This window comes from Rhodococcus globerulus NBRC 14531 (genome assembly GCF_001894805.1).
GTDB lineage: Bacteria > Actinomycetota > Actinomycetes > Mycobacteriales > Mycobacteriaceae > Rhodococcus_F > Rhodococcus_F globerula.
Window position 1 is genome coordinate 268,172 of the sequence record NZ_BCWX01000002.1, and the last position, 25,062, is coordinate 293,233.

The following is a 25,062-nucleotide window of genomic DNA, read 5'->3' on the forward strand; positions in this document are numbered from 1 at the left end:
CACTCCCGGTGAGGTTCTCGCCGGGAGTTCGGGCGTGTAGCTCAGTGGTAGAGCTCTGGTTTTACACACCAGCGGTCGGGGGTTCGAAACCCTCCGCGCCCACCGAATGACAAAACCCTGATCTGCGCTCCGGCGCGGTCAGGGTTTTGTTGTTTCTAGTCTCCGATGTATCCCGGTCTCCGGGTTAATCTGGCTGAGGAACCCCTTGACGCAGCGGGCCCGCCCACAGATGATCGAACTCTTGCACGTCGAACTCTGGAGCATCGGTGCCAACGCACGCCCAACATGTAGCTGTACTGATCATCGGAGCTGGGCCGACTGGCATTGCCGCCGCGACGTTGCTCGCCCAACGTGGTGTCGAGACCATGGTCGTCGAACGCCACCGCGGCATCTACCCGCTTCCTCGGGCGGTGCACCTCGACGACGAGGTTCACCGGATACTCCAAAAACTAGGTGTAGCTGACGAATTCGCCGCAATCAGCAAAACCGCCAGAGGGATGCGGTTGGTGGACGGCAGTTTGGAAACCCTGTTGGAGTTGCGCCGTGAGGGCGTCGGAGAACACGGCTGGCCCCAGGCGAATATGTTCGATCAGCCTGACCTCGAAAACCTGCTGAGGCGCAATCTTGCGGGCTTTCCCGCGGCCACCGTAGTCACCGGGGTGGAGGCGACTGTGACTCGTAGCGTGGGATCGGTTGTCGAAGTTGAACTGGTGGAACAGGATTCCGGAGGGAGGCGCACAGTCACTGCCGATTTTGTGCTCGGGTGCGACGGCGCGAACAGTCGGACCCGCGAGTTCCTCGACACGACGATGCGTGATCTCCATTTCGAAGAACTCTGGTTGGTTGTCGATGTGCGGTGCGGCGTCTCCCTCGACGTGTGGGATGGCGTCTACCAAGTGTGCGACCCGTCGCGCCCGTCGACGTTCATGCAGATCGGCCCAGACCGCTACCGGTGGGAGTTCCGGATCAATCCCGGGGAGAGTGTCGACCAACTCGCGTCGGAGGATTCCTTGCGCGCATTACTGGCGTCGTGGTTCCGCGAGGTGCCCTGGGAGGCAGCGGAAGTGCTGCGTCATACCGGATACACATTCCGTGCCGCTGTGGCCGACGTGTGGGGGCGCGACGGCGTCTTCCTGCTCGGCGATGCCGCGCACTTGACGCCACCCTTCATCGGGCAAGGCATGGGTGCAGGGTTGCGTGACGCGGCCAATCTGGCGTGGAAGCTGGCGGCGGTGGTGGACGGCACTGCTGAACGGTCGATCCTCGACAGCTATCAGGAGGAACGGAAACCGCATGTGACTCAGATTGTTCGAGCTGCTGTGGCGATCGGCTGGGTGATGGCCGGCGGAAAGGGCTTCATCTCGCAGGCGCGTCAAACCATCCTGACAGCGGTGTGCCGAGTGCCGGGGTTCAGTGGACCGGCGATGAAGTCGATTTCTCCGAGGCTGCGGGCAGGGCTGTTGGCGAGGCGCCCCGTGTTGGCGAGAAACCCTGTCGGATTGATGTTTCCGCAACAACATGCCGGCGACGACGATCGTCTTGGCACTGGTTTTGCTCTGGTGTATCGCGGTGAGATGGACACCCATCTCAGGGTTCTCGCGTCGGCGCTCGGAGCTGTGGAAGTGCTCGTCGGTAGTGACGAAACCGGTCGCGCGGTGTCGTCGTGGATGGATCGACACCGCGCCCGCGCAGTTCTCGTGCGCCCGGATCGGGTGGTGGCGGATTATGCAAAACTCGGGAACGGGCCTGCGCGCGAATCCACGTGGGCGCGTGCGCTGGTCGGTTCCCGAGTCGCGGCGAACTACTTGGACAGGATGATCGAGAACTGAATCTGGCCGGCATCCTCGACGATGATGTTGGCGAACATGGTGGGCTTGTCGATCTTGTAATCGGTCCACGTGACATCGATGGCGCCGGCGGCTTCGATTCCGGCAGCCGACCTACGGATATCGAAATCGGTTGTCACCGGACGGGTTTCGCCCTTCAAGGTGAGTTCGCCGGTGATCGGGATGGTGGTGATGGTGCCGTCGGCTGGGACTGTGCTCAGGTCAACGGGTTCGGTGATGGTGAACGTCGCCTTGGGGAACTTGCTGGCGTTCATCACGGAGTTGCTGAACTGGAAATCGCGTCGGCCGTCGTCGGTTGCGATGGTGGCAACGGCGACCTCGACGGTTCCCTCGGTCAGCTTCTCGGATTCGACGGTCGCGGTGCCGCTGACTTTCTCGGTCTGTCCGCGGACGAAGACCCGTTGTCCCTGGAGCGTTTCCCACACTTCGTAGCCGGCTTTCGATCCAGCTCCGACGGTCCACGTGCCGTCGATCTCTGCCGACGCGTCGGCGGGAGCGGCGTCGTCGCTCAGTCCGAGCGCATCCGGCTGATCACCGTGAATGAAATTTGCGTACACCCAGGGTCCGGCAAGTACGACTGCCAGCACTACGGCCACCGCGGAGCCGATCACCCACCACCATCGTTTGTTCATGAGGGCGAAGATTAGTGCAATTGTGAACCAGATGGGGGAGTTACGTTTTCGGGCGCCCCCGCAATGGTTGCCGCGATGGTTGCGCTGGCTGATAGCTCGGAGAGGTCTTGTTGCAATTCCTGAGCGCGCGTGCGGAACGCGTTGTCGTCGAGGACACGTCGGACGGCGGTGGCGATGGAACGCGCACGTGGGGTGCCGCGTCGCAGGTTGATACCGGTACCGGAGATTTCGACCCGGCGGCAGATTTCGGCTTTGTCCTCGGTGGTTCCGGCAACTACCAAGGGGACGCCGTGTGCGAGGGCGTAGTGCACGCCGCCCCAGCCTCCGTTGGTGACCATGACATCGACTTTGGGAAGAAGTTGATCGTAAGGGAGGAACTCCGCGACGCGGAGGTTCTCGGCGGTGGCCGACACGTCGGAGATCGGGCGGCCCCCCGTTGTGGCGACCACAAGTACGTCCTGATCGGCCAGGCCGCGAATTGTGGGTTCCATCAATCGATTCAGGTCACCGTTGTCGAGGGTCCCTTGTGTGACGAGCACCACTGGTCGGTCTCCGTCGAGGTCGTTCCACCAGGTGGGCGGAGTGAAATCGCTGCTCGATGTCGAGAGGATCGGGCCGCTGAACGTCAATCGGTGGTCGCGATCGCTGCGCGGATACTCGAACGATTCGGTGGTCAGCACAAATGTTTCATCGGCGAGTATGGGCCAGTTCAGAACAAACTCCGGGATCGGTGTGCCGGTCAGTTGTTGGTGTTGGCGGTCGGCGGACGACTGTGCGGCGCGCAGAATTCCATGTTCGAAGACAGCGTTGAGCGCCTGGTTGCGGATGCGTCCGACGCGGGTCGACGACGGTGGAAACCCCGGTCCGAACGGTGCGGTATCGATGCTCGTGCACATGAGAGGTGATGTGCAGATCGCGAAGACACGCGGGCGGGAAGCGGGTGATCCGCTCAGCAGCGGGATCAATCCCATGAACAAATTCTCGGCGGCAATGGCATCGACGGATGTGGATTCGATGATGCGTTCAACTGCCCTGAACTGCGCGGACATCGATGCGACGAAGATTCTCTCGAGGTCGAATCGGGAACGAAGTGGTCCGGGCCGACGTGACCGTCCGGGAAACGCGGCTTCCATGTTGTGCTCGTCGAAATCGCATTCGGGGGGAAGGGGGATGTGTGTGATTCCCGCTGAGTCGGCGCGCTGCGCGAACTTGTTGCCGGTCAGTATCGATACGGAGTGACCCGTTTCGATCAGAGCTTTTCCGACAGCGAGCATCGGAACAACGTGGCCTGTCAGCGGTGCGCTGCAGAGCAGTATCGAACTCACCGGTCTCCTTGTTTCTGTGTATCGGTCTCGGATGCATTGTGAGACTGGACAGTCCGCCAAACGACGTAGGTCCCCGTTTTGTTCTCCGATGTGATTTCATCTGAATTCTGCACACTGTAGAAGCTTCAACCAAGTGCCTCGGAGGCTCGACATGACTACCGCCTACATCAACAAGATCTCGACGGTCGTGCCAGAGCATGACATACACGATGCCTTCGTGGAGTTCGCAGACAATTCCTTCACTCTTCGGCGCAAGCAGTTGCTGTTCCGCCGTATGGCCGATCGGGCGCAGATTTCGCACCGATACTCCGGAATCAGCTCGGTTGACGACTTTTACAGCGGCGACCCCAACGGAATCAACACCGAAACGCGCATGATCGAGTTCGAACGCACCGCACCGGCACTGGCCGTGCGCGCCGTGAACGGTCTGAATCTCGGTGACCGTGCCTCCGAGGTCACCCACCTGATCGTCATCACGTGTACCGGATTCTATTCTCCCGGAATCGACTTCGAGATCATCAAACAGTGTGGGATCAGCCCGTCCGTCGAGCGCACGCAGATCGGGTTCATGGGCTGCTTCGCCGGCATCAACGGACTCAAGCTGGCGCATCACATCGTTCGTTCGGAGCCCAATGCGCGGGTCCTCGTGGTCAGCACGGAACTCTGCTCGCTGCATCTGCAGAAGTCCGAGGATCTCGAGACGATGCTCTCGTTCCTCGTGTTCGGCGACGGTTGTGCCGCCGTCCTGATCTCCGCCGAGTCCGAAGGGCTGGCGATGAATTCCTTCCAGGCAGTGATGGTTCCCGATTCCGCGGAACTGATCACGTGGAGAATCGGTGAGCTCGGCTTCGACATGGTGTTGTCCGGCAAGGTTCCCGGGACCCTGTCGCGCGCTTTGGACGATGAAAGCATGAAGCTGATTCTTGCCGGTGCGGACAAGAGTGACATCGGCTTGTGGGCTGTGCACCCCGGCGGTCGGTCCGTACTCGATGCCGTCGAAACGTCTTTGGAGTTGGCGCCGACCGATCTGGCCGCATCACGAAAGATCCTCAACGACTACGGAAACATGTCATCGGCCACCGTGCTCTTCGTGCTGGCAGAGATGATGGAGCAGAACAAGAACGGCGAGCACAGTGGAAAGGCCGGTTGTGCGATGGCTTTCGGTCCGGGACTGACCGCGGAAACCATGCGGTTCCAGGCCGTCTGAACCTGACGGCAGCGGGCGCGGGTAGAACTGTTCTGTGCTCAACGCGTCCAAGAACCGTCACCCTGTCACTGCTCGCGCCGCCGGCCTGCTCCTAGGCTTTGCGGCCGACCGCTACTTTGCCGACCCAGCAAGGTTTCATCCCGTCGCCGGTTTCGGTACGAGTGCGATTGCTCTGCAGCGGGTTTCCTACTCCGACAGCAAGGTTGCGGGCACCGTGCACGTAACGGTGTTGTTGACCGGAGTGGGGGCACTCGGACTGGTCTCCGAAAGCGTTGCTCGACGCGGCGGGTGGCTCGCACACGCCGGTGTTATGGCCGCGGCCACGTGGGCGGTGCTCGGCGGGACGTCGCTCGCGCGGACCGGACACGACATGGCGGTGCGGCTCGAGGAATCCAGGCGAAGTGGGGACCTCACCGATGCACGCGACCTACTCCCGTCGCTGTGCGGTCGCGATCCGTCGGTCCTGGACGAGGAAGGCCTCACCCGAGCGGCCCTGGAATCGGTGGCCGAGAATACGTCCGACGCGACCGTGGGCGCGCTGCTGTGGGGTGCCGTGCTCGGTATCCCGGGCTTGTTCGTCTACCGCGCCGCAAACACATTGGACGCGATGATCGGCTACCGCTCCGAGAAGTACCGCAACTTCGGATGGGCCGCAGCCAGGTTCGACGATCTGGTCAATCTTGTGCCCGCCCGATTGACCGGTGTGATCACCGCCGCATCGGCACCGTTGGTCGGCGGTTCGCCGCGCGAGTCCCTATCCGCGTGGCGTCGTGACGCGTCGGCGCATCCGAGTCCCAATGCGGGCGTGGCCGAGGCCACCGCTGCGGGAGCATTGGGTATCTCGCTCGGAGGACGCACGCAGTACTCCTACGGCGTCGAAATGCGTCCGGTGCTCGGAAACGGACCAGCCCCGACGCCGACGGATTTGCGCCGGGCGTCGAGGCTGTCCTCGATAGTTCAGATCGGAGCCGCGATAACGTCAGCGGCTGTTGCCGTAGCGGTCGGCAAGTTTGACTTCATTCGCCGTTCGCGGAACTGATTCGGGCTCCGGCTTTTTGCGACGCCCGATAGTGCGTGCCGGGGTCGGAGTCGGCGCTGGAGTCGAGTCGTCGCCAGCTGTATCGGCAGACTCTTCCTTCTCCTTGCGTCGCTCCCGCCATTCCGCACGGATGAAGTACGCCAGTCCGAGTGGTGCCATGATGCCGAATGCGAGCCACTGGAATCCGTACGAGAGATACGGGCCGGCGTCGAGTTGGGGGAGCGCAATGGTGCCGAGTCCGCCGGGCTGGTCGGGCTCGAGCTGGATGTACGCGTTGACAAGATCGGTGCCGATGAACTCGCCGATCGGGCCCGCGTCGATGGAGTAGACCTGCTTTGCGCCGTCTTCGAACATCGGAACTCGGCCGGGGGCCGTGCCCTCCGACAAGCGAACCCGGCCGTTCAAGGTGACGGGATCGGTGGGCGGCGCGGCAATCGGAGGCGCTTCCGCACCCGTGATCGGCCGCACGAAGCCGCGATTGACGAGGATGGTTCGGCCGTCGTCGAGGGCGAACGGAGTCAAGACCTCGTAGGCCGGTGCACCCTCGACGGACTGAAGGCGGACGAGGATGTCGGCATCGGGGACATAGGACCCGGTGGCTGTGATGTTTCGCCACTCGTCGGCCGGCGCGATGGTGCCGTCGGCGATGACATTGCCGATGGGCACGGTCTCCGCGTTGATGGAATTGGAGATCAGATCGTTGCGGTACTCGGTGGACGTGTTCTTTCCGAGCTGCCATGGCGCCAGCACGGTGAAGCACATGTAGGCGAAGATGCCGACCACAGCTGCCAGTACCAACCAACCGGGCCGCAACAAGAATCTGAGTCTCCGCACGACTACTACGGTATCCGTTCTTCCGAACTGAGTGAATTCAGCTCCGCGTCCTACAGTCGTTCGCGGATCCAGACCAGGATGTCCGGAATTGCCGCTTCGATCTGATCCTGGACCAGTTCGAAATCGGAGAAGTCACCGTAGTAGGGGTCCGGCACCGAGTCACCGTCGGCATCGGGGTCGAAGGAACGCAGCAGCCGACGTCGTTCCGCCGGAACGCCAAGGTGAGCGAGCTCACGATCGTGGCCGGTGTCGAGGGGTACGACGAGGTCCGCCGACAGGTGGTCGTCGTTGACCTGAGCTGCGCTGTGGCCGGTCGGGTAGTTGGCCGCGAGGAGAATCTTGTTGGTTCGTGAGTCGGCTTCCTCGCCGCTGTGCCAGCCGTCGATACCGGCGCTGGTCACCCGAACCTGATCGTCGAGACCTTCGCGTTGCAGATGGCCGAGCAGGATTTTCTCTGCCATCGGCGACCGGCAGATATTGCCGGTGCAGACAAACGTCACGTGCAGTACTGACTCAGTGCCGGCCATCGAGTAGTCCTCCCAGTTCGGTGGTCGACGCAACCGAGTGACGGGCGCCGTCCGCTTCGGATGCGTGACCGTAACCCCATTCGACGAACAGCGCGGGAATTCCGAACTTGGCTGCTCCCAGAACGTCGTGATCGCGATCGCCCACCATGATCACATCCGCGGTGCCGCCGTCGGTTGCGCTCACCGGGGTCAGCCCGAGTTCGGTCAACGAATGCGCGATGACATCCGGCTTGGCCCGACGGGAACCGTCGTCGCTGGCGCCGCCGATGAACTCGAAATAGTGGGCGAGGCCGAAGTGCTCGAGGATACGAATCGCAAACCGTTCCGACTTCGACGTCGCGACCGCCAAGCGGGTGCCGTGCGCGCTGGCCCGCGCGAGTACATCGTCCATACCGTCGAAGACCGAGTTTTCACTCCAGCCGACGGCGTCGTAGCGCTCGATGTACGCGCCGATCGCCGCCTCGACCTCGTCGGCGGGCATATCCATTGAGCGGAACGTGTCGATCATGGGCGGGCCGATGACTGCGGCGAGCATCTCTTCGGTGGGTTCGGGCCGGCCGACGGTAGCCAGCGCATGACGGAACCCGCGGTGGATTCCGGGGGCCGAATCGGTGATGGTTCCGTCGAGGTCGAAGAGGACAACGGGAAAACTATCGAGGGGAAGTGAGCTCACAGAAGGTCATTATCCCGCACGTGGGGAGCCCTGTCCGCGCCCGTAGTCTCGTCACCGTGAGTATCGCAGCGGACAACCTGGACAGTTTGCGTCACCACGGGGACGTCGACGCGCAGCCGGGGCTTCTCGATTTTGCCGTCAACGTCCAAGGAGACGGGCCTCCGGAGTGGCTTCGGGAGCGTCTGGCGCGCGAGCTGTCGAGCCTCGGTTCGTATCCGTCTGCGGCCGCGGAACTGCGGGCCAGGGAAACCGTCGCTGCGCGCCATGGCCGACGGCCCGACGAAGTGCTGTTGCTCTCCGGTGGGGCCGAGGGATTTGCGATGCTGCCCCGGCTCGGCTCGACATCGGCTGCGTTGATCCATCCCTCGTTCACGGAACCGGAATTGGCTCTGCGGGAAGCCGGTGTGCCCGTGACGCAGGTGATCCTGGAACCGCCGTATCTGTTGCGTGACGCAGCCGTCCCCGAATCGGCAGATCTGGTGGTTCTGGGTAACCCCACCAATCCGACGTCGGTGTTGCATCCGAAAGTCGATGTGCTTGCACTGCGTCGGCCGGGCCGAATTCTGGTCGTGGACGAGGCCTTCGGCGACGCGGTGCCTGGTGAAATCGAGAGTGTCGCTGATCAGTCTCTGCCGGACGTGCTGGTGCTGCGCAGTCTGACAAAGACATGGGCGCTGGCTGGTTTGCGATGCGGCTACGCGCTCGGAGCACCCGATGTGCTGACGCGGCTCACCGAAGGCCGGGCACATTGGCCACTCGGAAGTTTGCAGATCGAAGCGATCAGGGCCTGTTGTGAACCATCGGCGGTGGCGCAGTCGCAGGAGAAGGCAACTGCGATCGCCCGTGATCGCGAGTCGTTGTGCCGCGAGCTTCGCGCCCTCAGCTTTTCGGCCAACGGTATCTCGGTCCACGAGCCTGCGTCGGCACCCTTTGTTCTGCTCGAACTTGCCGATGGCGAAGCGATGCGTCTGCATTTGCGCGAGCGCGGCATCGCTGTTCGACGGTGCGATACGTTCCCCGGACTCGGCCCGAATCATCTGCGGTTGGCAGTCCGCCCGCCGCATCAGGTGTCGATCCTGATCGACGCGATGAAGGAGATCTTGTGAGCACAACCCTCGCCGACGTCATAGCTGTACTCGAGGCCGCGTACCCACCGGCATTGGCCGAGTCGTGGGACTCCGTCGGATTGGTGTGCGGTGACCCGGCCGATTCGGTGAGCCGCGTCGTTTTTGCCGTGGATCCCACCGAATCCGTGGTCGACGACGCAATAGCCTCCGGTGCAGACCTGCTGGTTGTGCACCATCCGTTGTTGCTGCGCGGAGTGGACACCGTCGGCGCGCACACGCCGAAGGGCGCCTTGGTGCATAAGCTGATCAAAGCGGGATGTGCCTTGTTCTCGGCGCACACCAACGCCGATTCGGCCGATCCCGGCGTCTCCGACGCTCTGGCGGACGCCTTGGGTCTGACAGTGCTGCGCCCGATCGAGCCGAAGCCTTCACAGCCCCTGGACAAGTGGGTGGTCATGGTGCCGATCGACCGCACCGACGCAGTGCAGGGCGCACTCTTCGAGGCCGGAGCCGGCCGCATCGGCGACTACAGCGAGTGCAGCTGGACGGTCACGGGCACCGGGCAATTCCTTCCCGGCGACAAGGCAACTCCCGCAATCGGAAGCGTCGGCGCGCTCGAGCAGGTCTCGGAAGATCGGATCGAGGTCATCGCGCCGCGCACCGAACGCGCGGCGGTACTCGACGCTCTGCGCACCGCACACCCCTACGAAGAACCGGCCTTCGACGTGTTCGAGCTGGCCACCTTCCCGAGTTCTCGGGGCCTCGGCCGCATCGGTGAGCTTCCGCACGCCGAAACGCTGCGTGAGTTCACGGCGCGAGTCGCAGGAGCACTGCCGTCGACGGAATGGGGCGTTCGCGCGGCCGGCGACCCCGACGCGATGGTGCGTACCGTCGCGGTCTGCGGCGGTTCCGGCGATTCGTATCTCGGTGTGGTGTCCGCGCTGGGCGTCGACGCGTACGTGACGTCCGACCTGCGGCATCATCCGGCGGACGAGCATCTGCGGGCCGGTGGACCGGCGCTCGTCGACGTTGCACATTGGGCCAGTGAATATCCGTGGTGTGCCCAGGCGAAGTCGGTGGTCGACGCCGCATTCGGGTCCGTTCCCGAGTGGCACAGTCGAGTCAGCACCATCCGCACCGATCCGTGGTGCCTGAGTGCGTCGTAGGTGGCCACCGATCAAGGTACGGTTGCACGAACATTTCAACAGCAGACCCGTCACCGGACATACAGCAGGAGTTACACAGCGTGAACGTCCAACCACAGGTGCAAGCCAAGCTTCTCGACCTCGCCGGCGTGGATGCGGAGCTCACCCGGATCGCACATCGACGCGGTGCGCTTCCCGAGCAGCAGGAAGTGGACCGTCTCGAGGCTGAGCGCATCAGCCGCAAGGACGCGTCCGTCGGCGTCGAAATCCAGATCGACGACATCGATCGCGATATCCGCAAGCTCGAAGGTGAGATCGACGCTGTCCGTCAGCGCGAAGACAAAGACCGCACTCTCTTGCAGAGCGGCAACGTAGCTGCCAAGCAGCTCACCGAACTCGAACACGAACTCGGCAGCCTTGTGCGTAGGCAGGGGCTGCTCGAAGACGAGTTGCTCGAGGTCATGGAACAGCGTGAGGCGCTGCAGGCAGATTTCGATCACGCCGGTGCACAGCTGTCGCAGGCAGAAGACGAATTGGTTGACGCCAAGCGTCGTCGCGACGACGCCGTGGCCGATCTGAACAAGGCGCAGGAGCGTTGCATCGCGGACCGTGAGCGTCTGGTCGGCGAGTTCCCCGCCGATTTCCTGGCTGTCTACGAAAAGCAGCGCACCCTCGGGGGACCGGGCGCAGCCCTGCTTCAGGCTCGCCGCTGTGGTGCCTGCCGGATCGAAATCGACCGCGGTGAGATCTCGCGCATTGCCGGCACGCCGTCCGACGTTGTTGTCCGTTGCCCCGAGTGCGGCGCAATCATGGTGCGTACCAAGGAGTCCGGTCTGTGAGTTTGTCACGAGTCATCGTCGAGGCCGACGGTGGATCGCGGGGAAACCCAGGTCCGGCGGGTTATGGCGCTGTCGTGTTCGACAGCTCTCGCACGGTGCTGGCCGAACGCAAGGAAAGCATCGGCACTGCCACCAACAATGTTGCGGAGTATCGCGGGCTCATTGCGGGATTGACCGCTGCCGGTGAACTCGGCGCCTCCGACGTTGATGTCCGGATGGATTCCAAACTGGTTGTCGAGCAGATGTCCGGTCGCTGGAAGGTCAAGCACCCGGACATGATTCCGCTCCAGCGCAAGGCCGCAGAGGTGGCGGCGCAGTTCGCGAGCGTGACGTACACCTGGATTCCCCGCGCGGAGAATTCGCATGCGGATCGGCTGGCAAACGAGGCGATGGACGCGGCTGCCGGAATGGAAACTGCCGGCCTTGACTCTGCAGGTATCGAGACCGCAAGCGAACCCGTCCCGGTGTCCACACCGAGAACTGCGCCCGCCGAGACCTCGTCCGAACCGCAGATCGCCGGTTCGCCTGGGTGGACGGCCAGCGTGGGCAAGCCGACGCGGATGTTGTTGCTGCGTCACGGTCAGACAGCGATGTCGGTCGATCGCCGTTATTCGGGCCGGGGTAATCCGATCCTCACGGCACTGGGGCGCGCTCAGGCCGCCGGCGCAGCAGCACGTTTCGGCAGTCGCGGTGGCATCGACGCCATTGTCTCGTCTCCGCTGGGACGCACGCGCGAAACGGCCGAGGAGTCGGCGCGGGTTCTCGGCCTGCCGGTGATCGAGCACAAAGGTCTGATCGAAACCGATTTCGGCGACTGGGACGGGCTCACGTTTCGTGAAGCGGCGCAGCGTGATCCGGAACTGCACACGGCATGGTTGTCCGACACGTCCGTGAAGCCGCCCGGCGGTGAGAGCTTCGACGAGGTTCGCGAGCGCGTTATTGCCGCGCGTGACGATCTGATCGCAACATACGGCGGGTCGACACTGCTCGTCGTCTCGCATGTGACACCGATCAAGACCCTGGTGCAATTGGCGCTCGACGCTGGTCCGTCGTTGCTGTATCGCCTGCACCTGGATTTGGCGTCGCTGAGCATCGCCGAGTTCTACCCTGACGGTGGAGCATCGGTGCGACTCGTTAACGACACGTCGCACCTGCGCTGACTACAGAACTAACCAGAGCGCGCTGACTGCCCCGAGAAGGGTCAGTGGCGTCGTAGCTAGACCGAGCAGTGTGAAGGTTGCCAGCGTGGGCGCAGCGTCCACGCTGGTGGCCACTCGCCGCCACAGCATTGTTGCGAGTGAGCCGACGTAGGTCAGATTAGGGCCGAGGTTCACCCCGATCAGCATGGCCAGTACCAGGCCGGTCGGGGCCGAGGGGCCAAGGGCCGCGATCATCAGCAAGGTGGCCGGCAGGTTGTTCACGAGGTTCGACGCGATCGCCGCGACCGCTGCCACCACGAGCAGCGAGACATAGCCGGTATCCGACGGCAGTATCCGTGCAACAGCGTCCCCGACGGGACCGTGTGCGACGCCTGCCACCACAACGCCGAGCACCAGCACAAATGCGCAGAACCACAGATCAGCCGCGTACACGATGCGCTTCAGGTCGGTTCTGCGGCGACGGAGAGCGATCGCAGACAGCACTGCCGCGCCGGCGACGGCCACCCACGCCGGTTCGATGCCGACGAATCCCGAAGCGGCAAAGCCGAACAGCGTTGCGCCGATGATCGACAACGGCAGCACGGGTGCGGGGGAGTGACGGATTTCCGGAACCGGTCCGTCGGTTGTGTCCGCGCGCAGCTCCGATCGGAAGAACCATCGAAAGATCACGTACTCGATCACGATCGTCACGATCCACGGCAGCGCCATCAGGGCGGTGAAGTGCAGGAAGGTCAGTCCAGTTGCCGAAAACGCAATGAGATTGGTCAGATTGGAGACGGGCAGCAGGGTAGACGCCGAATTCGAGAGGTGCGCAGCGGCATACGAGTTCGGTTGTGGGCTGGCGTTGATGGATCGGGCGGCAACGATCACGGCCGGCGTGAGCAGCACGACCGTTGCATCGAGGCTCAGTACCGCGGTTGTCACGGCCGCTGCGCCGAAGACGTAGGTGAGCAGGCGGCGCGGATCGCGGCGCGAGCCTTGCCGCAGTAGCTGACTCACCCAGTGGAAGACACCGAGAGCGTCGGCGGCATGCGCGAGAATCAGCACCGCAACCAAGAACACGACGGTCGGTGCCATTGCTGTCACTTCATCGCGGGCTTCACCGACAGTGACCGCGCCGGCGAGAACCACGGCAATCGCGGCGGGGCCGGCTACCACGATCTCGGGCAGCCCGCGTGGGCGAACGATCGCGAACACGAGCACAACGCCGACCAGAATGATCGGAAGCAGACTCACTTCAGAAGTTTGTGGAGTGTGTTCAGATTGCGGGTGGTGGTGTACGCCTTGAATTTCGGTTTACCGGTGTTCTTGCCGAAGGTGCTCTTGACGGTCATACCTTTCTCGACCTCCCAGTACAAAACGCCCTCACCCGGTGCTACCTGTTCGACTGCAGGGTCGAGCCCCGCGGCCGATTCGGCGAGCTCTGCGAGCACCGACGGCTCCGACGCGATCATCGCGTACGCGTGCCACCCTTCGCGGCCGGGGTCGAAGGGATATCCGTCGACGATGGCCTGCAGCGCTGCGGTGTCGAGCACGAACACCCAGGCTTCGTACCCGAATTCGCGGTTGAGGGCGGTTTCGATGGTTTTCTTCAGCGCGGGCACATCGGCGCTGGTGCTGTCGAAGAGGACATTGCCTGACGCCAGGACCGTTTTCACACGCTCGAATCCGAGTTCTGTGAAGACGCGCGCAAGGTCCACCATCTTGATGTTGATACCGCCGACATTGATGCCGCGTAGCAGGGCCACGTACCGAGTCATACAGCGACCATAGTTCGGGTCACCGACAGCCACCCGGTAACCTACTGGGGCGGACGAGTTGGCCGGGCGGCCGCGGATCAGGGAACCAGCGCGTAGTGCGCACAGGCCCCGAGTCGAGGAAAGTCCGGACTCCACAGAGCAGGGCGGTTGTTAACGGCAACCCGAGGCAACTCGCGGGACAGTGCCACAGAAAACAGACCGCCTGCCTTTCGGGGCAGGTAAGGGTGAAACGGTGCGGTAAGAGCGCACCAGCACCCCGGGTGACCGGGGTGGCTAGGTAAACCCCGCCCGGAGCAAGGTTGAAGGTCGCATCGCGTGCGGTGCGGCTGCGCAAGTGTTCGAGGGCTGCTCGCCCGAGCTTGCGGGTGAACCGCGTGAGGCACCCGGCGACGGTGTGTCCAGATGGATGGTCGCCACTCGTCACTTCGGTGTCGAGGACAGGATCCGGCTTATACGCCAACTCGTTCGCCCTGACTTTCTCAAGGCTTCGCAATCGCATACAACCCCCGCCGGCATGGCCGACGGGGGTTGTATGTCGTAGTTCGTGTGGCGGTTATCAGATGGGCTTGATGACCAACAGGGTCGCCCAGTAGGTCGCCGCGTCATGGCCCATGAGCGGGAGAAGGTAATCGTAAAGAATTGCGGACATTGCGCGCTCCAATTTCTGTTCGTAGCTTGTCGAGGGCGATCAAGCAGAACTCACCGTTCGATTGTCCGGTTTTCACCTGCCAGGCCAAGTCGAAAGAATAGCAGTCTCACAGCGATCTACAAGCCTGACTCCCACTGAAATGCCACACTGTATTCATGACTGATGAAGATCGACTCTGGTACTTCGATGTGTCCGATGGTTCTGTCTCCCAAGGCAAGGGTCCCTCATCTTTGACGAGAATGGGGCCGTACCCTGATCGGGAGTCGGCAGAGCATGCACTGCAGATCGCCGCGGAACGCAACAAAGCCGCTGATCGGGCCGACGACGACTGGAACAACTAAGTTCGGTTTATGCGCCGAATCGAAGGTGGAGGACGCGTGCCCCTAGGTCGAATAACGGTGCAGGGAATCGACTTCGGGACGATTCGGGCTGAGTTTTCGTTGCCCGACGCGTTCGGCAGTGCGGCGATGGTCGAGGCCGAGAATGCCCGAGATCGCCATGCGGACGGCCGACTGGACGCTACGCACATCGAGTTCGTCACCATCGATCCGCCCGGATCGATGGATCTCGATCAGGCAGTGCATCTGGAGAAGTCAGCAGACGGCTTTGTCGTCCACTACGCCATCGCGGACGTTGCCGCGGTGGTGGTTCCGGGCGCCGCGCTCGACGTCGAAACCCGGAGGCGGGGCCAAACCTTTTATCTCCCGGACGGTTCCGTACCCCTGCATCCGCGTGTGTTGTCGGAAGGTTCGGCCAGCCTCTTGCCGGACGTGGTTCGTCCGGCAGCGCTCTGGCGAATCGAACTCGACGTCAACGCCGAACCGACGTCGTGGTCCGTAACCCGAGCCCTCGTGAAATCCGTGGCGCGTCTGGACTATTCGACGGTTCAGGCCGACGCCGAGGCCGGCACCTTGCACCCCTCGATTGCGGCGCTGCCGGAATTCGGCCGTCTCCGCGGTGACTCGGCGGTAGCCCGGGGCGCCATCGAGTTGAAGTTGCCGGAGCAGTCCGTGGTGCGGGAAGAAGCCGGACCGGATCAATCCGGTCGGTGGCGAATTGTGTTGGAACCGCGGACGGAAGCCGACGACTGGAATGCCGAAGTGTCTCTGTTGACCGGGATGTGCGCCGGCCGAATGATGATCGACGCAGGTGTCGGATTGTTGCGGACGTTGCCGCCGGCCGAGCAATCGGCAGTGGACACGTTGCGGAGAACTGCGGTTGCGCTGGGTATTACGTGGCCGCCGGGCAAGACGGTGGGGCAGATTCTTGCCGGACTCGACGCGCAGGAGCCGTCCACGATGGCCTTGATGTCGGTAGCGCCGTCTTTGCTGCGCGGCGCCGACTATGCGGCGTTCGACGGCCAATTGCCCGATCTGACAGTGCATGCGGGCATCGGCGCGCCCTACGCTCACGTGACTGCTCCGCTGCGCCGGCTGTCCGATCGATTCAGTACCGAGATATGTCTGGCGATCAGTGCTGGTACGCCCGTACCGGATTGGGTGCGGACCGCGTTGCCTGAATTGCCGCCGATCATGAGCGGATCGGATTCCGTCGCGAACAAGGTGGATCGCGCATGTATCGATCTGACCGAGGTGACGTTGCTCGAGGGCCGCGTCGGCGAGGTATTCGATGCTGTGGTGATGCGATCCAAGGACGGCAAGCGCGCTGCCGAGGTGTTCATACCGTCGGTGACCGTGATCGCCAAGTGCGTCGGCACTCCCGACGACGGTGAGCGGGTGAAGGTGCGACTCACCGCCGTCGACACAGCTAAGCGGACTGTGGAGTTCAGCTTCCCGGCATAGAGCCGAGTTACCGGTAGGAGTCTGTTGCCTCGAGCAGGTGATGGGTGATGCCGGGTTCCATCGCGGAATGGCCGGCGTCGTCGACGATGACGAGCTTCGACTCCGGCCAGGTGTTATGGAGGTCCCAGGCGCTGGTGGCGGGGCAGACGACGTCGTAGCGGCCTTGCACGATTGTTCCGGGAATGCCGTGCAGGGCCGAACTCTTGGTCAGCAGTTGAGCTTCGTCGATGAAGCCGGCATTGACGAAGTAGTGGTTCTCGATCCGCGCGAAAGCCAGGGCAAAGCGTACTTCGGAGTTCTCCTCGACCTTCTCCGGTTTCGGGATCAGGAAGCTTGTCGAACCCTCCCATGCGGACCAGGCGACAGCGGCGCGCTCTGCCACATCCGCGTCGTCGGAATGCAGGAGGCGGTGGTAGACCGCAACCAGATCATCGCCGCGCTCGTTCTCGGGTACCGGTTCGAGGAACTTGGCCCAGCGTTCGGGGAACATATGACCCGCTCCGCCGTTGTAGTACCAGTCGATTTCGCTTCGGCGCAGGAGGAATATCCCGCGCAGCACGAGTTCGGTGACCCGAGTCGGGAAGGTTTCGGCATAGGCGAGTGCGAGAGTCGAACCCCACGACCCGCCGAACACCATCCACTTCTCGATTCCGAGATGCTCGCGTAGGGCTTCGATGTCGTGCAGCAGTTTGCCGGTGGTGTTGACCGACAGATCGGCGCCGTCGGCGACGTGCGGCGTCGACCGACCGCATCCGCGCTGGTCGAGAAGGATGATCCGGTATGCGTCGGGATCGAAGAACTGCCGCAGCGACGGGTGTGTCCCACCGCCGGGGCCGCCGTGCAGGAATACGACGGGTTTGCCGTCGGGGTTTCCGCTGATCTCCCAGTACATGCGTTGGCCGTCGCCGACGTCGAGAAAGCCCGACGTGTGTGGCTCGATCGGGGGATAGAGTTCGCGGAGTTCACCGGTTTCGGTCATCAGAAACCGACCATGCCCGAAGCGAGGTCGGGGATCTCCAGCGCGTACAGCGCGCCATCCCGGATTTCCGGGCACGTGGCCGCCATCGCCGTGTCGACGCGATCACGATGCGCAGCAAGGTCGATCAGATTGATGCCGTTCTGGCTCGCCCAGGACCCGACCAGGAGGTTGAGCGCGCCCTTGCCGAGCGTCGGGGTGACTGTTCGCCAATTCTGCAGTTCGGCTTCCATGTCCGAGCACAGCTGCTGCACCTGCGCTTCGGTGAACGTGCCCGCCGCGGCAGCGGTCGTGGTTGCCGCGGCCGATGTGGTCGGTGTTGCCGAGCTGGGCGCGGGAGAGGTTGTGGTCCCTCCCGCGCATCCGCTCAGAACCGTCACGAGAGCAGCCGAACCAACAACGGCAGCTGTGAAATGACGACGGTTACCGATCATGAACGCACCCCTGAATTTCTTTTCGAGAGACAGGCGGCGTTCGCCGGTCTCGGATCAGAAACTGTGCTCGACGGCTGGGAAGGCGCCTGTGCGAACTTCTGATGCATAGGCTGCGGCCGCGGAGCGCAGTTCGTCACCGACGTTACCGAAACGCTTGACGAACTTGGCTGTCTTACCGCTCGTGTAGCCGGCCATGTCCTGCCAGACGAGGACCTGGGCGTCGCATTCGTTGCCCGCCCCGATGCCGACGGTGGGGATGGTCAATTTGCGTGTGACCTGGCCCGCGATGTCAGCCGGAACCATTTCCATGACCACCGAGAAAGCGCCGGCTTCCTGCACGGCAATGGCGTCCGCCACAAGTTGGTCGGCACCGTCGCCGCGGCCTTGGACGCGGAATCCGCCGAGCGAGTTGACGCTCTGCGGGGTGAAGCCGACGTGCGCCATGACGGGAATACCGGCAGCAGTGATAGCGGCAATCTGCTTGGTCATCCGCTCGCCGCCCTCGAGCTTCACGGCGTGGGCGAGGCCCTCTTTCATGAAGCGGGTGGCAGTTGCCAGAGCCTGTTCGGCGGAGGCTTCGTAGGTGCCGAACGGGAGGTCGGCAACAACCAGTGCGTGGGGTGCGCCGCGAACTACACCGCGAACCAGCGGGAGAAGTTCGTCGACGGTGATCGGCACCGTCGTGTCGTAGCCGTATACGACATTGGCGGCGGAATCACCGACGAGGAGAACCGGAATGCCGGCTTCTTCGAAGATTCGGGCCGTCGAGTAGTCGTAGGCCGTGAGCATCGACCAACGTTCGCCGTTCTGCTTCATCTCGGCGAGGTGATGGACGCGGGTCTTGCGCATAGGAGCAGCCGGGGTAGCAGCTGCAGAACCGTACAGAGGAGTCTCGGACATCGTTGTCCCTTTCGTGCCTCGAGGCCTTAGGCGTTGATTGCCGTCGGGTCCCCGGGTGTGGGTGATGACACGATCAGTCTGCCACCGGAAACCGTCGGTGCGAATAGCAAAACCTGGTGCGATGGGTCACATCGGTTACCAGCCATCCGAAGTAGCGAATGGCTGGTAACCGCTGTTTCCTGGCACCATCGACGGTATGTCGAAGTTAGTTCGCCTCTCCGGTGTGTGTGCCGCAAGCGTCGCTGCTCTCCTGTTAGTTGCCGGTTGCACTGTTGCCGACGGCGACAATCCCTCCACCGATTCTTCAGGGTCCGGAACCTCTGCGGCACCCGCTTCGGTTCCGGCAGGGTTGGAGAAGTTCTACGAGCAGACCCTCGACTGGGGTTCGTGCGAACGATTTGCCACGCCAGGTGATTCGCCGCTCAGTAGTTCGGTCGACTGCGCCGCGGTGACGGTTCCCGTCGACTATGCGAATCCGACCGGAGACACGGCGCAGGTTGTCATCTCGCGAGCGGCAGCGACGGGGGATCGAATCGGATCGCTGCTGATCAATCCAGGTGGACCGGGTGCATCGGGGCTGGCGATGGCAACCCAGGGCTCCAGGACACAGCTCGCCGAGCGCTTCGACCGGATCGGGTTCGATCCGCGGGGCGTGGGTGCGTCGACGCCTCAGGTGCGCTGCCTGACGCCGGCGGAGTTCGATGCCGAGCGCGCGGATGTCGATATCGACATGACGCCCGAAGGGATTGCCGACGCGGAGCAGGACAGCAAGGACTACGCCGCCGCGTGCGTGGCGAACACCGGAACCGACTTCCTCGCCCACGTCGGCACGTATGAAGTGGTGCGCGATATGGACGTGATCCGCGGTGCGCTCGGTGATTCCGAGTTGAACTTCCTCGGGTTCTCGTACGGGACGCGAATCGGTTCGACCTACGCCGAAACCTTCCCGCAGAACGTTCGGGCGATGGTGCTCGACGGCGCGTTGGATCCGAATCAGGACGTCGTCGACGAAGTTGTACTGCAAGGAGAGGGCTTCCAGGTCGCGTTCGACGCCTTTGTCGCCGACTGCGTGTCGCAGCGGGACTGCCCGCTCGGAAGTGATCCGGCGCAGGCGCGCGAGAGATTGCAGGCGTTGCTGGAACCGCTGATCGACAACCCTGCCGACACCACGGATCCGCGCGGTCTCAGCTACGGGGACGCGATCACCGGTGTGCAGCAGGCGCTGTATTCACAGCAGTTGTGGACCACGTTGCGGATGGGGCTGTCCGGCCTGGCGGACGGCCGGGGTGATGCGCTGTTGAGTTTGGCCGACCAGTACGAGGGGCGAAATGACGACGGCACGTATTCCAATATCAACGATGCGTTCAATGCCATCCGGTGCGTCGACGATCCGGCTACAACCGATCGGGCAGAAGCCGGTGAGGCCGACACGCGGTATCGCGAGGCCGCACCGTTCCTCGACGACGGCCGAGGCACCGGTCAGGCGCCGCTGGATCTGTGTGCGTTCTGGCCGGTCCCGGCGACGGGCAGTCCGCATGAGCTCGATCCGCAGGCTCTGGCCGATGCCGGCCTCCCGACGCTGGTCGTCGTGTCGACGACGCAGGATCCGGCTACTCCGTATCAGGCCGGCGTGGATCTCGCGAAGCAACTCGGGGCCGCGCTCATCACGTTCGAGGGAACACAGCACACCGTTGTTCTGGACGGCGAACCGTGCGTCGACGACGCGGTCGTCAACTACCTCGTCTACCTGAAGGTCCCGGAGGACGGCCTGACATGTTAGCGCCTGTAGGCCCGCATGCAGGGGCTATGTGAGAGTGACGCATCACTCGGGTAACTCGTGCCGCTGATGTAACACAGATTTAACGTGGCTTGCTTACTCTCGCGTGCATGGATCGCCAAAAAGAATTCGTGCTTCGTACCCTGGAAGAGCGCGACATTCGGTTCGTCCGCTTGTGGTTCACCGACGTTCTCGGTTACCTCAAATCGGTGGCGATCGCCCCCGCGGAACTCGAAGGTGCCTTCGAAGAGGGAATCGGTTTCGACGGTTCCGCCATCGAGGGATTCGCCCGAGTGTCCGAAGCGGACACCGTTGCCCGCCCTGACGCGTCGACTTTCCAGATCCTGCCGTGGGCGCACAAGGACGGCGCGCAGCATTCGGCTCGCATGTTCTGCGACATCACCAACCCGGACGGTTCGCCGTCGTGGGCTGACCCGAGGCACGTGCTGCGTCGTCAGCTGAGCAAGGCCAGTGACCTGGGCTTCAGTTGCTACGTGCATCCCGAGATCGAGTTCTTCCTCCTCGAGAACGGTCCCTTGGACGGCACTCCGCCGATCCCGGCCGATTCCGGTGGCTACTTCGATCAGGCCGTGCACGATTCGGCTCCCAACTTCCGTCGTCACGCGATCGACGCTCTCGAGTCCATGGGGATCTCGGTCGAGTTCAGCCATCACGAGGCCGCTCCCGGGCAGCAGGAGATCGATCTCCGCTACGCCGACGCGTTGTCCATGGCCGACAACGTGATGACGTTCCGGTACGTCGTCAAGGAGGTCGCGATCGGCGAAGGCGTGCGGGCGAGCTTCATGCCCAAGCCGTTCAGCGATCAGGCCGGTTCGGCGATGCACACGCACATGAGCCTGTTCGAAGGCGACACGAACGCGTTCCACAACCCGGACGATCCGATGCAGCTCTCGGAGACCGGCAAGGCATTCATCGCCGGCATTCTCGAGCACGCCAACGAGATCAGTGCCGTCACGAACCAGTGGGTCAACTCCTACAAGCGCCTGGTCCACGGCGGCGAGGCTCCGACGGCAGCGTCGTGGGGACCCTCCAACCGCTCGGCGCTGATCCGCGTGCCGATGTACACGCCGAACAAGGCGTCGTCGCGTCGTGTCGAGATCCGCAGCCCAGATTCGGCATGCAACCCGTACCTGACGTTTGCGGTGCTGCTCGCGGCCGGTCTGCGCGGCATCGAGAAGGGCTACACCTTGCCTCCCGAGGCCGAGGACGACGTGTGGTCGTTGACCTCCGCCGAGCGTCGCGCCATGGGGTACAAGGAATTGCCGAGCAACCTCGACGGTGCTCTGCGCGAGATGGAGAAGTCGGAGCTGGTGGCCGAGGCTCTCGGCGAGCACGTTTTCGACTTCTTCCTGCGGAACAAGCGGCGTGAATGGGAGGAATACCGCAGCCACGTGACGCCGTTCGAGCTCAAGACCTACCTCGGCCTGTGATGGTCAAGCCGCCGTCCGCACGATCCGTGGTACCCGGGCCGGGCCGGCTCGGGTTGGTCGAGAACACCGCAGCCGACGAGCTTCGCCAACTCGGCTGGGTGGACTCGGAGAGCATCGAACTCCTGTGGTCACTCTCGCGTTCCGCCAACGCCGATCTTGCGTTGCGCACGTTGGTGCGCATCAAGGATTCGCTGGGCGACGGATGGAGTGACCTCGACGACGCGCTGCGTAAGGACAAGAGCCTGCGCGGACGGCTGCTCGGGCTGATCGGAGCGTCGGCGGCATTCGGTGATCACATCGTTGCCGATCCGTCCTCTTGGCGCATTCTCGACGGCACGTCACTGCCCACCAAAGCCGCCGCCACCACGGCGCTGCTCGGCGCCGTCGGCGCAACGTTGGACGAGGGCGCAACCCCAGGCTCGCAGACTTACCGTGCTGCGATGACCGGTCCGGACGCAGTTGTTGCGCTTCGGAAGTCGTACAAGGATCAGCTGATGTTGCTGGCCGCGTGCGATTTGGCGGCCACCGTCGAAAACGAACCCGTGGTTCCTTATCAGACCATCGGGCATCAGCTCTCGGATCTGGCCGACGCGGCACTGACTGCGGCTCTGTCGGTAGCGATCGCCACCGTGTGCCCCGAAGGCACGTGCCCCATCCGCCTTGCGGTTATCGCGATGGGCAAATGTGGTGCGCGCGAACTGAACTACGTGTCCGACGTCGACGTCGTGTTTGTTGCCGAACCGGCCGACGCCACTGCCTCTCGCGTAGCGGGCGAGTTGATGAGGATCGGCACGTCCGCGTTCTTCGAAGTGGATGCTGCACTCCGCCCCGAGGGTAAGCGCGGCGAACTGGTGCGTTCACTCGATTCCCACATCGCGTACTACAAGCGGTGGGCCAAGACGTGGGAGTTCCAGGCTCTTCTGAAGGCCCGTCCGATGACGGGTGACATGGAACTCGGGCGTCAGTATGCCGAGGCCATGAGCCCGATGGTCTGGACGGCGTCCGAACGTGAGGACTTCGTTCCCGAAGTGCAGGCCATGCGCCGACGCGTCGAGGAAATGGTTCCGCCCGAGATGCGTGAGCGCGAGCTCAAACTCGGTCGCGGAAGTTTGCGAGACGTCGAATTTGCCGTTCAGCTCCTGCAATTGGTGCACGGCCGCGCCGATGACACTCTGCACGTGCAGAGCACAGTCGATGCGCTGACAGCGCTGGCCGCCGGTGGTTATGTCGGCCGAGACGACGCCGCGAACCTCACGGCGTCCTATGAATTCCTGCGTCTCCTCGAGCATCGTCTGCAGTTGCAGAAGCTCAAGCGCACCCACACGTTGCCGCCGCCGGACGACGACGAGGCGTTGCGTTGGCTGGCCCGCGCCGCGCACATGCGTCCCGACGGCCGCCTCGACGCGCTCGGGGTGTTGCGCGCCGAGATCAAACGGAACTCCCATCGAATCCGCCGGTTGCACGCCAAGCTGTTCTACCGTCCGCTGCTCGAGTCCGTGGCGCGGATGGACAAGGAATCGTTGGCGCTGGGGCCGGAAGCTGCCGTTCGCCAGTTGGCGGCGTTGGGATACACCGCCCCCGAGAATGCGCTCGGGCACCTCACGGCCTTGACAGCGGGAGCGTCCCGCAAGGGCCGGATCCAGGCGCTGCTCTTGCCGACGCTACTCGAATGTCTTGCCGACACACCGGATCCCGACGCCGGACTGTTGGCGTACCGACGCTTGTCCGACGCACTGGTCGATCAGACCTGGTTCCTTCGGTTGCTTCGCGACGAGGCTGCCGTCGCCGAACGTCTGATGACGGTGCTTGGCTCTTCCGCGTACTTGCCGGATCTGCTGATCAAGGCACCAGACGTCATTCGCCTGTATGCGGATTCGCCGAGTGGCCCGCGTCTGATCGAACCGGTACCCGAGGACGTCTCGCGCGGTATTCTCACCGCCTCAGCGCGGCACAGTGACCCCAATCGCGCTGTCGCAGCGGCACGTTCGTTGCGTCGCCACGAGTTGGCGCGCATCGCGTCGGCCGACATTCTGGGAATGCTCGACGTTCCGGCGGTGTGCAAGGCGCTGTCGTCGGTGTGGGCCGCGGTACTCAACGCGTCGCTGTCCGCCGTGATCAAGGCCAGTGTTGCCGAACTGGGAACGCCCGCCCCTGCGGCGTTCTCCGTGATCGGCATGGGCCGACTCGGCGGCGGCGAACTGGGATACGGCTCCGACGCCGACGTTCTGTTCGTGTGCGAGCCCGTCGAGGGCGTCGACGAGACCGTTGCGGTCAAGTGGGCCAACAGCATTGCGGACAAGGTGCGCAAGCTTCTCGGTGCACCGAGCACGGATCCGCCGCTCGAGGTGGATACGGGACTGCGCCCCGAGGGACGCAACGGCCCGATGGTCCGCACCCTCGAATCGTACGACGCCTACTACGCAAAATGGGCGCAGGCGTGGGAGATTCAGGCACTGCTTCGCGCCCACCCGGTAGCCGGTGATCCCGATCTGGGTCTGCGATTCCTGCACATGATCGACAAGACCCGTTATCCAGAGGGCGGCGTCAGCGAAACGGCGGTTCGCGAGATTCGCCGAATCAAGGCTCGCGTCGATTCCGAACGTCTCCCTCGTGGAGCCGATCCCGCTACGCACACCAAACTGGGTCGCGGCGGACTGGCCGATATCGAGTGGACCGTGCAGCTGATCCAGCTGCGTCACGCCGACAAGATTGCGTCGTTGCACAATACGTCGACGCTGGAAACGCTGGACGCGATCGGCGCAGCCGAGTTGCTCAGTGAATCCGACGTGGAGTTGCTGCGCGATGCGTGGATCACGGCGACCAAGGCCCGCAATTGCCTTGTGCTGGTTCGCGGAAAGCCGACCGATCAACTGCCAGGACCGGGACGCGTCCTGTCCGCCGTGGCGCAGGTTGCGGGATACGGAGATGACTCGGGGGAGTTCCTCGACAACTATCTCCGCATCACGCGACGGGCAAAAGCGGTGGTGGAACGGGTGTTCGGCGGAGAGTAACGCCGAC

22 protein-coding genes, 1 tRNA gene and 1 other RNA gene are annotated in these 25,062 nt (G+C 63.4%); 14 read left to right on the forward strand and 10 right to left on the reverse strand.

Features of this window, described 5'->3' with window-relative positions; genetic code table 11:
- Positions 1–30 precede the first annotated feature (30 nt).
- Together RG2_RS09880 and mhpA are read left to right on the forward strand one after the other, a co-directional pair.
- Positions 31–102: transfer RNA gene (locus RG2_RS09880), tRNA-Val, on the forward strand.
- Positions 103–266: 164 nt separating this feature from the next.
- Positions 267–1,829 (forward strand): bifunctional 3-(3-hydroxy-phenyl)propionate/3-hydroxycinnamic acid hydroxylase MhpA, encoded by a 1,563-nt coding sequence (mhpA, locus tag RG2_RS09885; RefSeq protein WP_033233110.1) that lies wholly within the window; start codon positions 267–269, stop codon positions 1,827–1,829.
- Here mhpA and RG2_RS09890 read toward each other — a convergent pair.
- Both RG2_RS09890 and RG2_RS09895 read right to left on the reverse strand, forming a co-directional pair.
- Entirely contained in the window at positions 1,802–2,479 is a 678-nt protein-coding gene (locus RG2_RS09890) for a YceI family protein (protein WP_033233111.1), read from the reverse strand. The two genes, mhpA and RG2_RS09890, sit on opposite strands and share 28 nt — an antisense overlap.
- 11 nt (positions 2,480–2,490) lie before the next feature.
- Positions 2,491–3,804 (reverse strand): nucleotide disphospho-sugar-binding domain-containing protein, encoded by a 1,314-nt coding sequence (locus tag RG2_RS09895; protein ID WP_051730382.1) that lies wholly within the window; start codon positions 3,802–3,804, stop codon positions 2,491–2,493.
- Positions 3,805–3,955: 151 nt separating this feature from the next.
- Between RG2_RS09895 and RG2_RS09900 the strand changes: the two genes are divergently transcribed.
- Together RG2_RS09900 and RG2_RS09905 are read left to right on the forward strand one after the other, a co-directional pair.
- Positions 3,956–5,011, forward strand: a complete 1,056-nt coding sequence (locus RG2_RS09900; RefSeq protein WP_033233112.1) for a type III polyketide synthase — start codon at positions 3,956–3,958, stop codon at positions 5,009–5,011.
- A 34-nt stretch (positions 5,012–5,045) separates the two neighbouring features.
- Positions 5,046–6,050: a cobalamin biosynthesis protein gene (locus tag RG2_RS09905; RefSeq protein WP_033233114.1), complete on the forward strand. Its 1,005-nt coding sequence runs from the start codon at positions 5,046–5,048 to the stop codon at positions 6,048–6,050.
- On the opposite strand, the gene RG2_RS09910 is transcribed toward RG2_RS09905, so the two are convergent.
- From RG2_RS09910 to RG2_RS09920, 3 genes are read right to left on the reverse strand one after another with little or no spacing between them, the layout of a single operon-like run.
- On the reverse strand, positions 5,991–6,884 hold the full coding sequence (locus tag RG2_RS09910; protein WP_033233116.1) for an SURF1 family cytochrome oxidase biogenesis protein: 894 nt from the start codon (positions 6,882–6,884) through the stop codon (positions 5,991–5,993). The genes RG2_RS09905 and RG2_RS09910 overlap by 60 nt on opposite strands.
- 50 nt (positions 6,885–6,934) lie before the next feature.
- Positions 6,935–7,411 carry a low molecular weight protein-tyrosine-phosphatase gene (locus RG2_RS09915; RefSeq protein WP_033233118.1) on the reverse strand — a complete coding sequence of 159 codons (477 nt, stop codon included), beginning with the start codon at positions 7,409–7,411 and terminating at the stop codon, positions 6,935–6,937.
- Positions 7,398–8,084 carry an HAD-IA family hydrolase gene (locus RG2_RS09920; protein ID WP_033233120.1) on the reverse strand — a complete coding sequence of 229 codons (687 nt, stop codon included), beginning with the start codon at positions 8,082–8,084 and terminating at the stop codon, positions 7,398–7,400. The genes RG2_RS09915 and RG2_RS09920 overlap by 14 nt, the downstream gene beginning before the upstream one ends.
- Before the next feature lie 56 nt (positions 8,085–8,140).
- Here RG2_RS09920 and cobC point away from each other — a divergent pair, with 56 nt between their 5' ends.
- From cobC to RG2_RS09940, 4 genes are all read left to right on the forward strand, one after another.
- Positions 8,141–9,190 carry an Rv2231c family histidinol phosphate aminotransferase CobC gene (cobC, locus tag RG2_RS09925; RefSeq protein WP_033233122.1) on the forward strand — a complete coding sequence of 350 codons (1,050 nt, stop codon included), beginning with the start codon at positions 8,141–8,143 and terminating at the stop codon, positions 9,188–9,190.
- Positions 9,187–10,317, forward strand: a complete 1,131-nt coding sequence (locus RG2_RS09930) for a Nif3-like dinuclear metal center hexameric protein (RefSeq protein WP_033233124.1) — start codon at positions 9,187–9,189, stop codon at positions 10,315–10,317. The genes cobC and RG2_RS09930 overlap by 4 nt, the downstream gene beginning before the upstream one ends.
- 80 nt (positions 10,318–10,397) lie before the next feature.
- Positions 10,398–11,135, forward strand: coding sequence for a zinc ribbon domain-containing protein (locus RG2_RS09935; protein WP_033233126.1), 738 nt, complete (start codon positions 10,398–10,400; stop codon positions 11,133–11,135).
- A complete protein-coding gene (locus RG2_RS09940) occupies positions 11,132–12,295 on the forward strand; it encodes a bifunctional RNase H/acid phosphatase (protein ID WP_033233129.1) in 1,164 nt (387 codons plus the stop codon). The genes RG2_RS09935 and RG2_RS09940 overlap by 4 nt, the downstream gene beginning before the upstream one ends.
- Here RG2_RS09940 and RG2_RS09945 read toward each other — a convergent pair whose 3' ends face one another.
- Together RG2_RS09945 and RG2_RS09950 are read right to left on the reverse strand one after the other, a co-directional pair.
- Positions 12,296–13,531: an SLC13 family permease gene (locus RG2_RS09945; protein WP_033233130.1), complete on the reverse strand. Its 1,236-nt coding sequence runs from the start codon at positions 13,529–13,531 to the stop codon at positions 12,296–12,298.
- Positions 13,528–14,055 carry a DUF1697 domain-containing protein gene (locus RG2_RS09950; RefSeq protein WP_033233132.1) on the reverse strand — a complete coding sequence of 176 codons (528 nt, stop codon included), beginning with the start codon at positions 14,053–14,055 and terminating at the stop codon, positions 13,528–13,530. Before RG2_RS09950 ends, RG2_RS09945 begins: the two co-directional genes overlap by 4 nt.
- Positions 14,056–14,109: 54 nt before the next feature.
- Between RG2_RS09950 and rnpB the strand changes: the two genes are divergently transcribed.
- The 3 genes from rnpB (at position 14,110) to RG2_RS09965 (ending at position 16,506) form a co-directional block, all read left to right on the forward strand.
- Positions 14,110–14,523, forward strand: an RNA gene (gene rnpB / locus RG2_RS09955) — RNase P RNA component class A.
- A 336-nt stretch (positions 14,524–14,859) separates the two neighbouring features.
- A complete protein-coding gene (locus RG2_RS09960; protein WP_033233133.1) occupies positions 14,860–15,045 on the forward strand; it encodes a hypothetical protein in 186 nt (61 codons plus the stop codon).
- 9 nt (positions 15,046–15,054) lie between these two features.
- Positions 15,055–16,506 (forward strand): RNB domain-containing ribonuclease, encoded by a 1,452-nt coding sequence (locus tag RG2_RS09965; RefSeq protein WP_051730383.1) that lies wholly within the window; start codon positions 15,055–15,057, stop codon positions 16,504–16,506.
- A 7-nt stretch (positions 16,507–16,513) separates the two neighbouring features.
- Here the strand turns inward: RG2_RS09965 and pip are convergent, their stop codons facing one another.
- Genes pip through panB form a run of 3 tightly spaced genes read right to left on the reverse strand, consistent with a single transcriptional unit; the run spans position 16,514 to position 18,816 of the window.
- Complete coding sequence (gene pip / locus RG2_RS09970; RefSeq protein WP_033233134.1) at positions 16,514–17,485, reverse strand: prolyl aminopeptidase; 972 nt, start codon at positions 17,483–17,485, stop codon at positions 16,514–16,516.
- Positions 17,485–17,916, reverse strand: a complete 432-nt coding sequence (locus tag RG2_RS09975; protein WP_033233135.1) for a lipoprotein — start codon at positions 17,914–17,916, stop codon at positions 17,485–17,487. Before RG2_RS09975 ends, pip begins: the two co-directional genes overlap by 1 nt.
- A gap of 54 nt (positions 17,917–17,970) precedes the next feature.
- Positions 17,971–18,816: a 3-methyl-2-oxobutanoate hydroxymethyltransferase gene (gene panB, locus RG2_RS09980; protein WP_033233144.1), complete on the reverse strand. Its 846-nt coding sequence runs from the start codon at positions 18,814–18,816 to the stop codon at positions 17,971–17,973.
- 196 nt (positions 18,817–19,012) lie between these two features.
- On the opposite strand from panB, the gene RG2_RS09985 reads away from it, so the two are divergent.
- The 3 genes from RG2_RS09985 (at position 19,013) to RG2_RS09995 (ending at position 25,055) form a co-directional block, all read left to right on the forward strand.
- Complete coding sequence (locus tag RG2_RS09985) at positions 19,013–20,596, forward strand: alpha/beta hydrolase (RefSeq protein WP_033233145.1); 1,584 nt, start codon at positions 19,013–19,015, stop codon at positions 20,594–20,596.
- A 107-nt stretch (positions 20,597–20,703) separates the two neighbouring features.
- Positions 20,704–22,044, forward strand: coding sequence for a glutamine synthetase family protein (locus RG2_RS09990; RefSeq protein ID WP_033233146.1), 1,341 nt, complete (start codon positions 20,704–20,706; stop codon positions 22,042–22,044).
- Complete coding sequence (locus RG2_RS09995) at positions 22,044–25,055, forward strand: bifunctional [glutamine synthetase] adenylyltransferase/[glutamine synthetase]-adenylyl-L-tyrosine phosphorylase (RefSeq protein ID WP_033233147.1); 3,012 nt, start codon at positions 22,044–22,046, stop codon at positions 25,053–25,055. Before RG2_RS09990 ends, RG2_RS09995 begins: the two co-directional genes overlap by 1 nt.
- Positions 25,056–25,062: the final 7 nt, after the last annotated feature.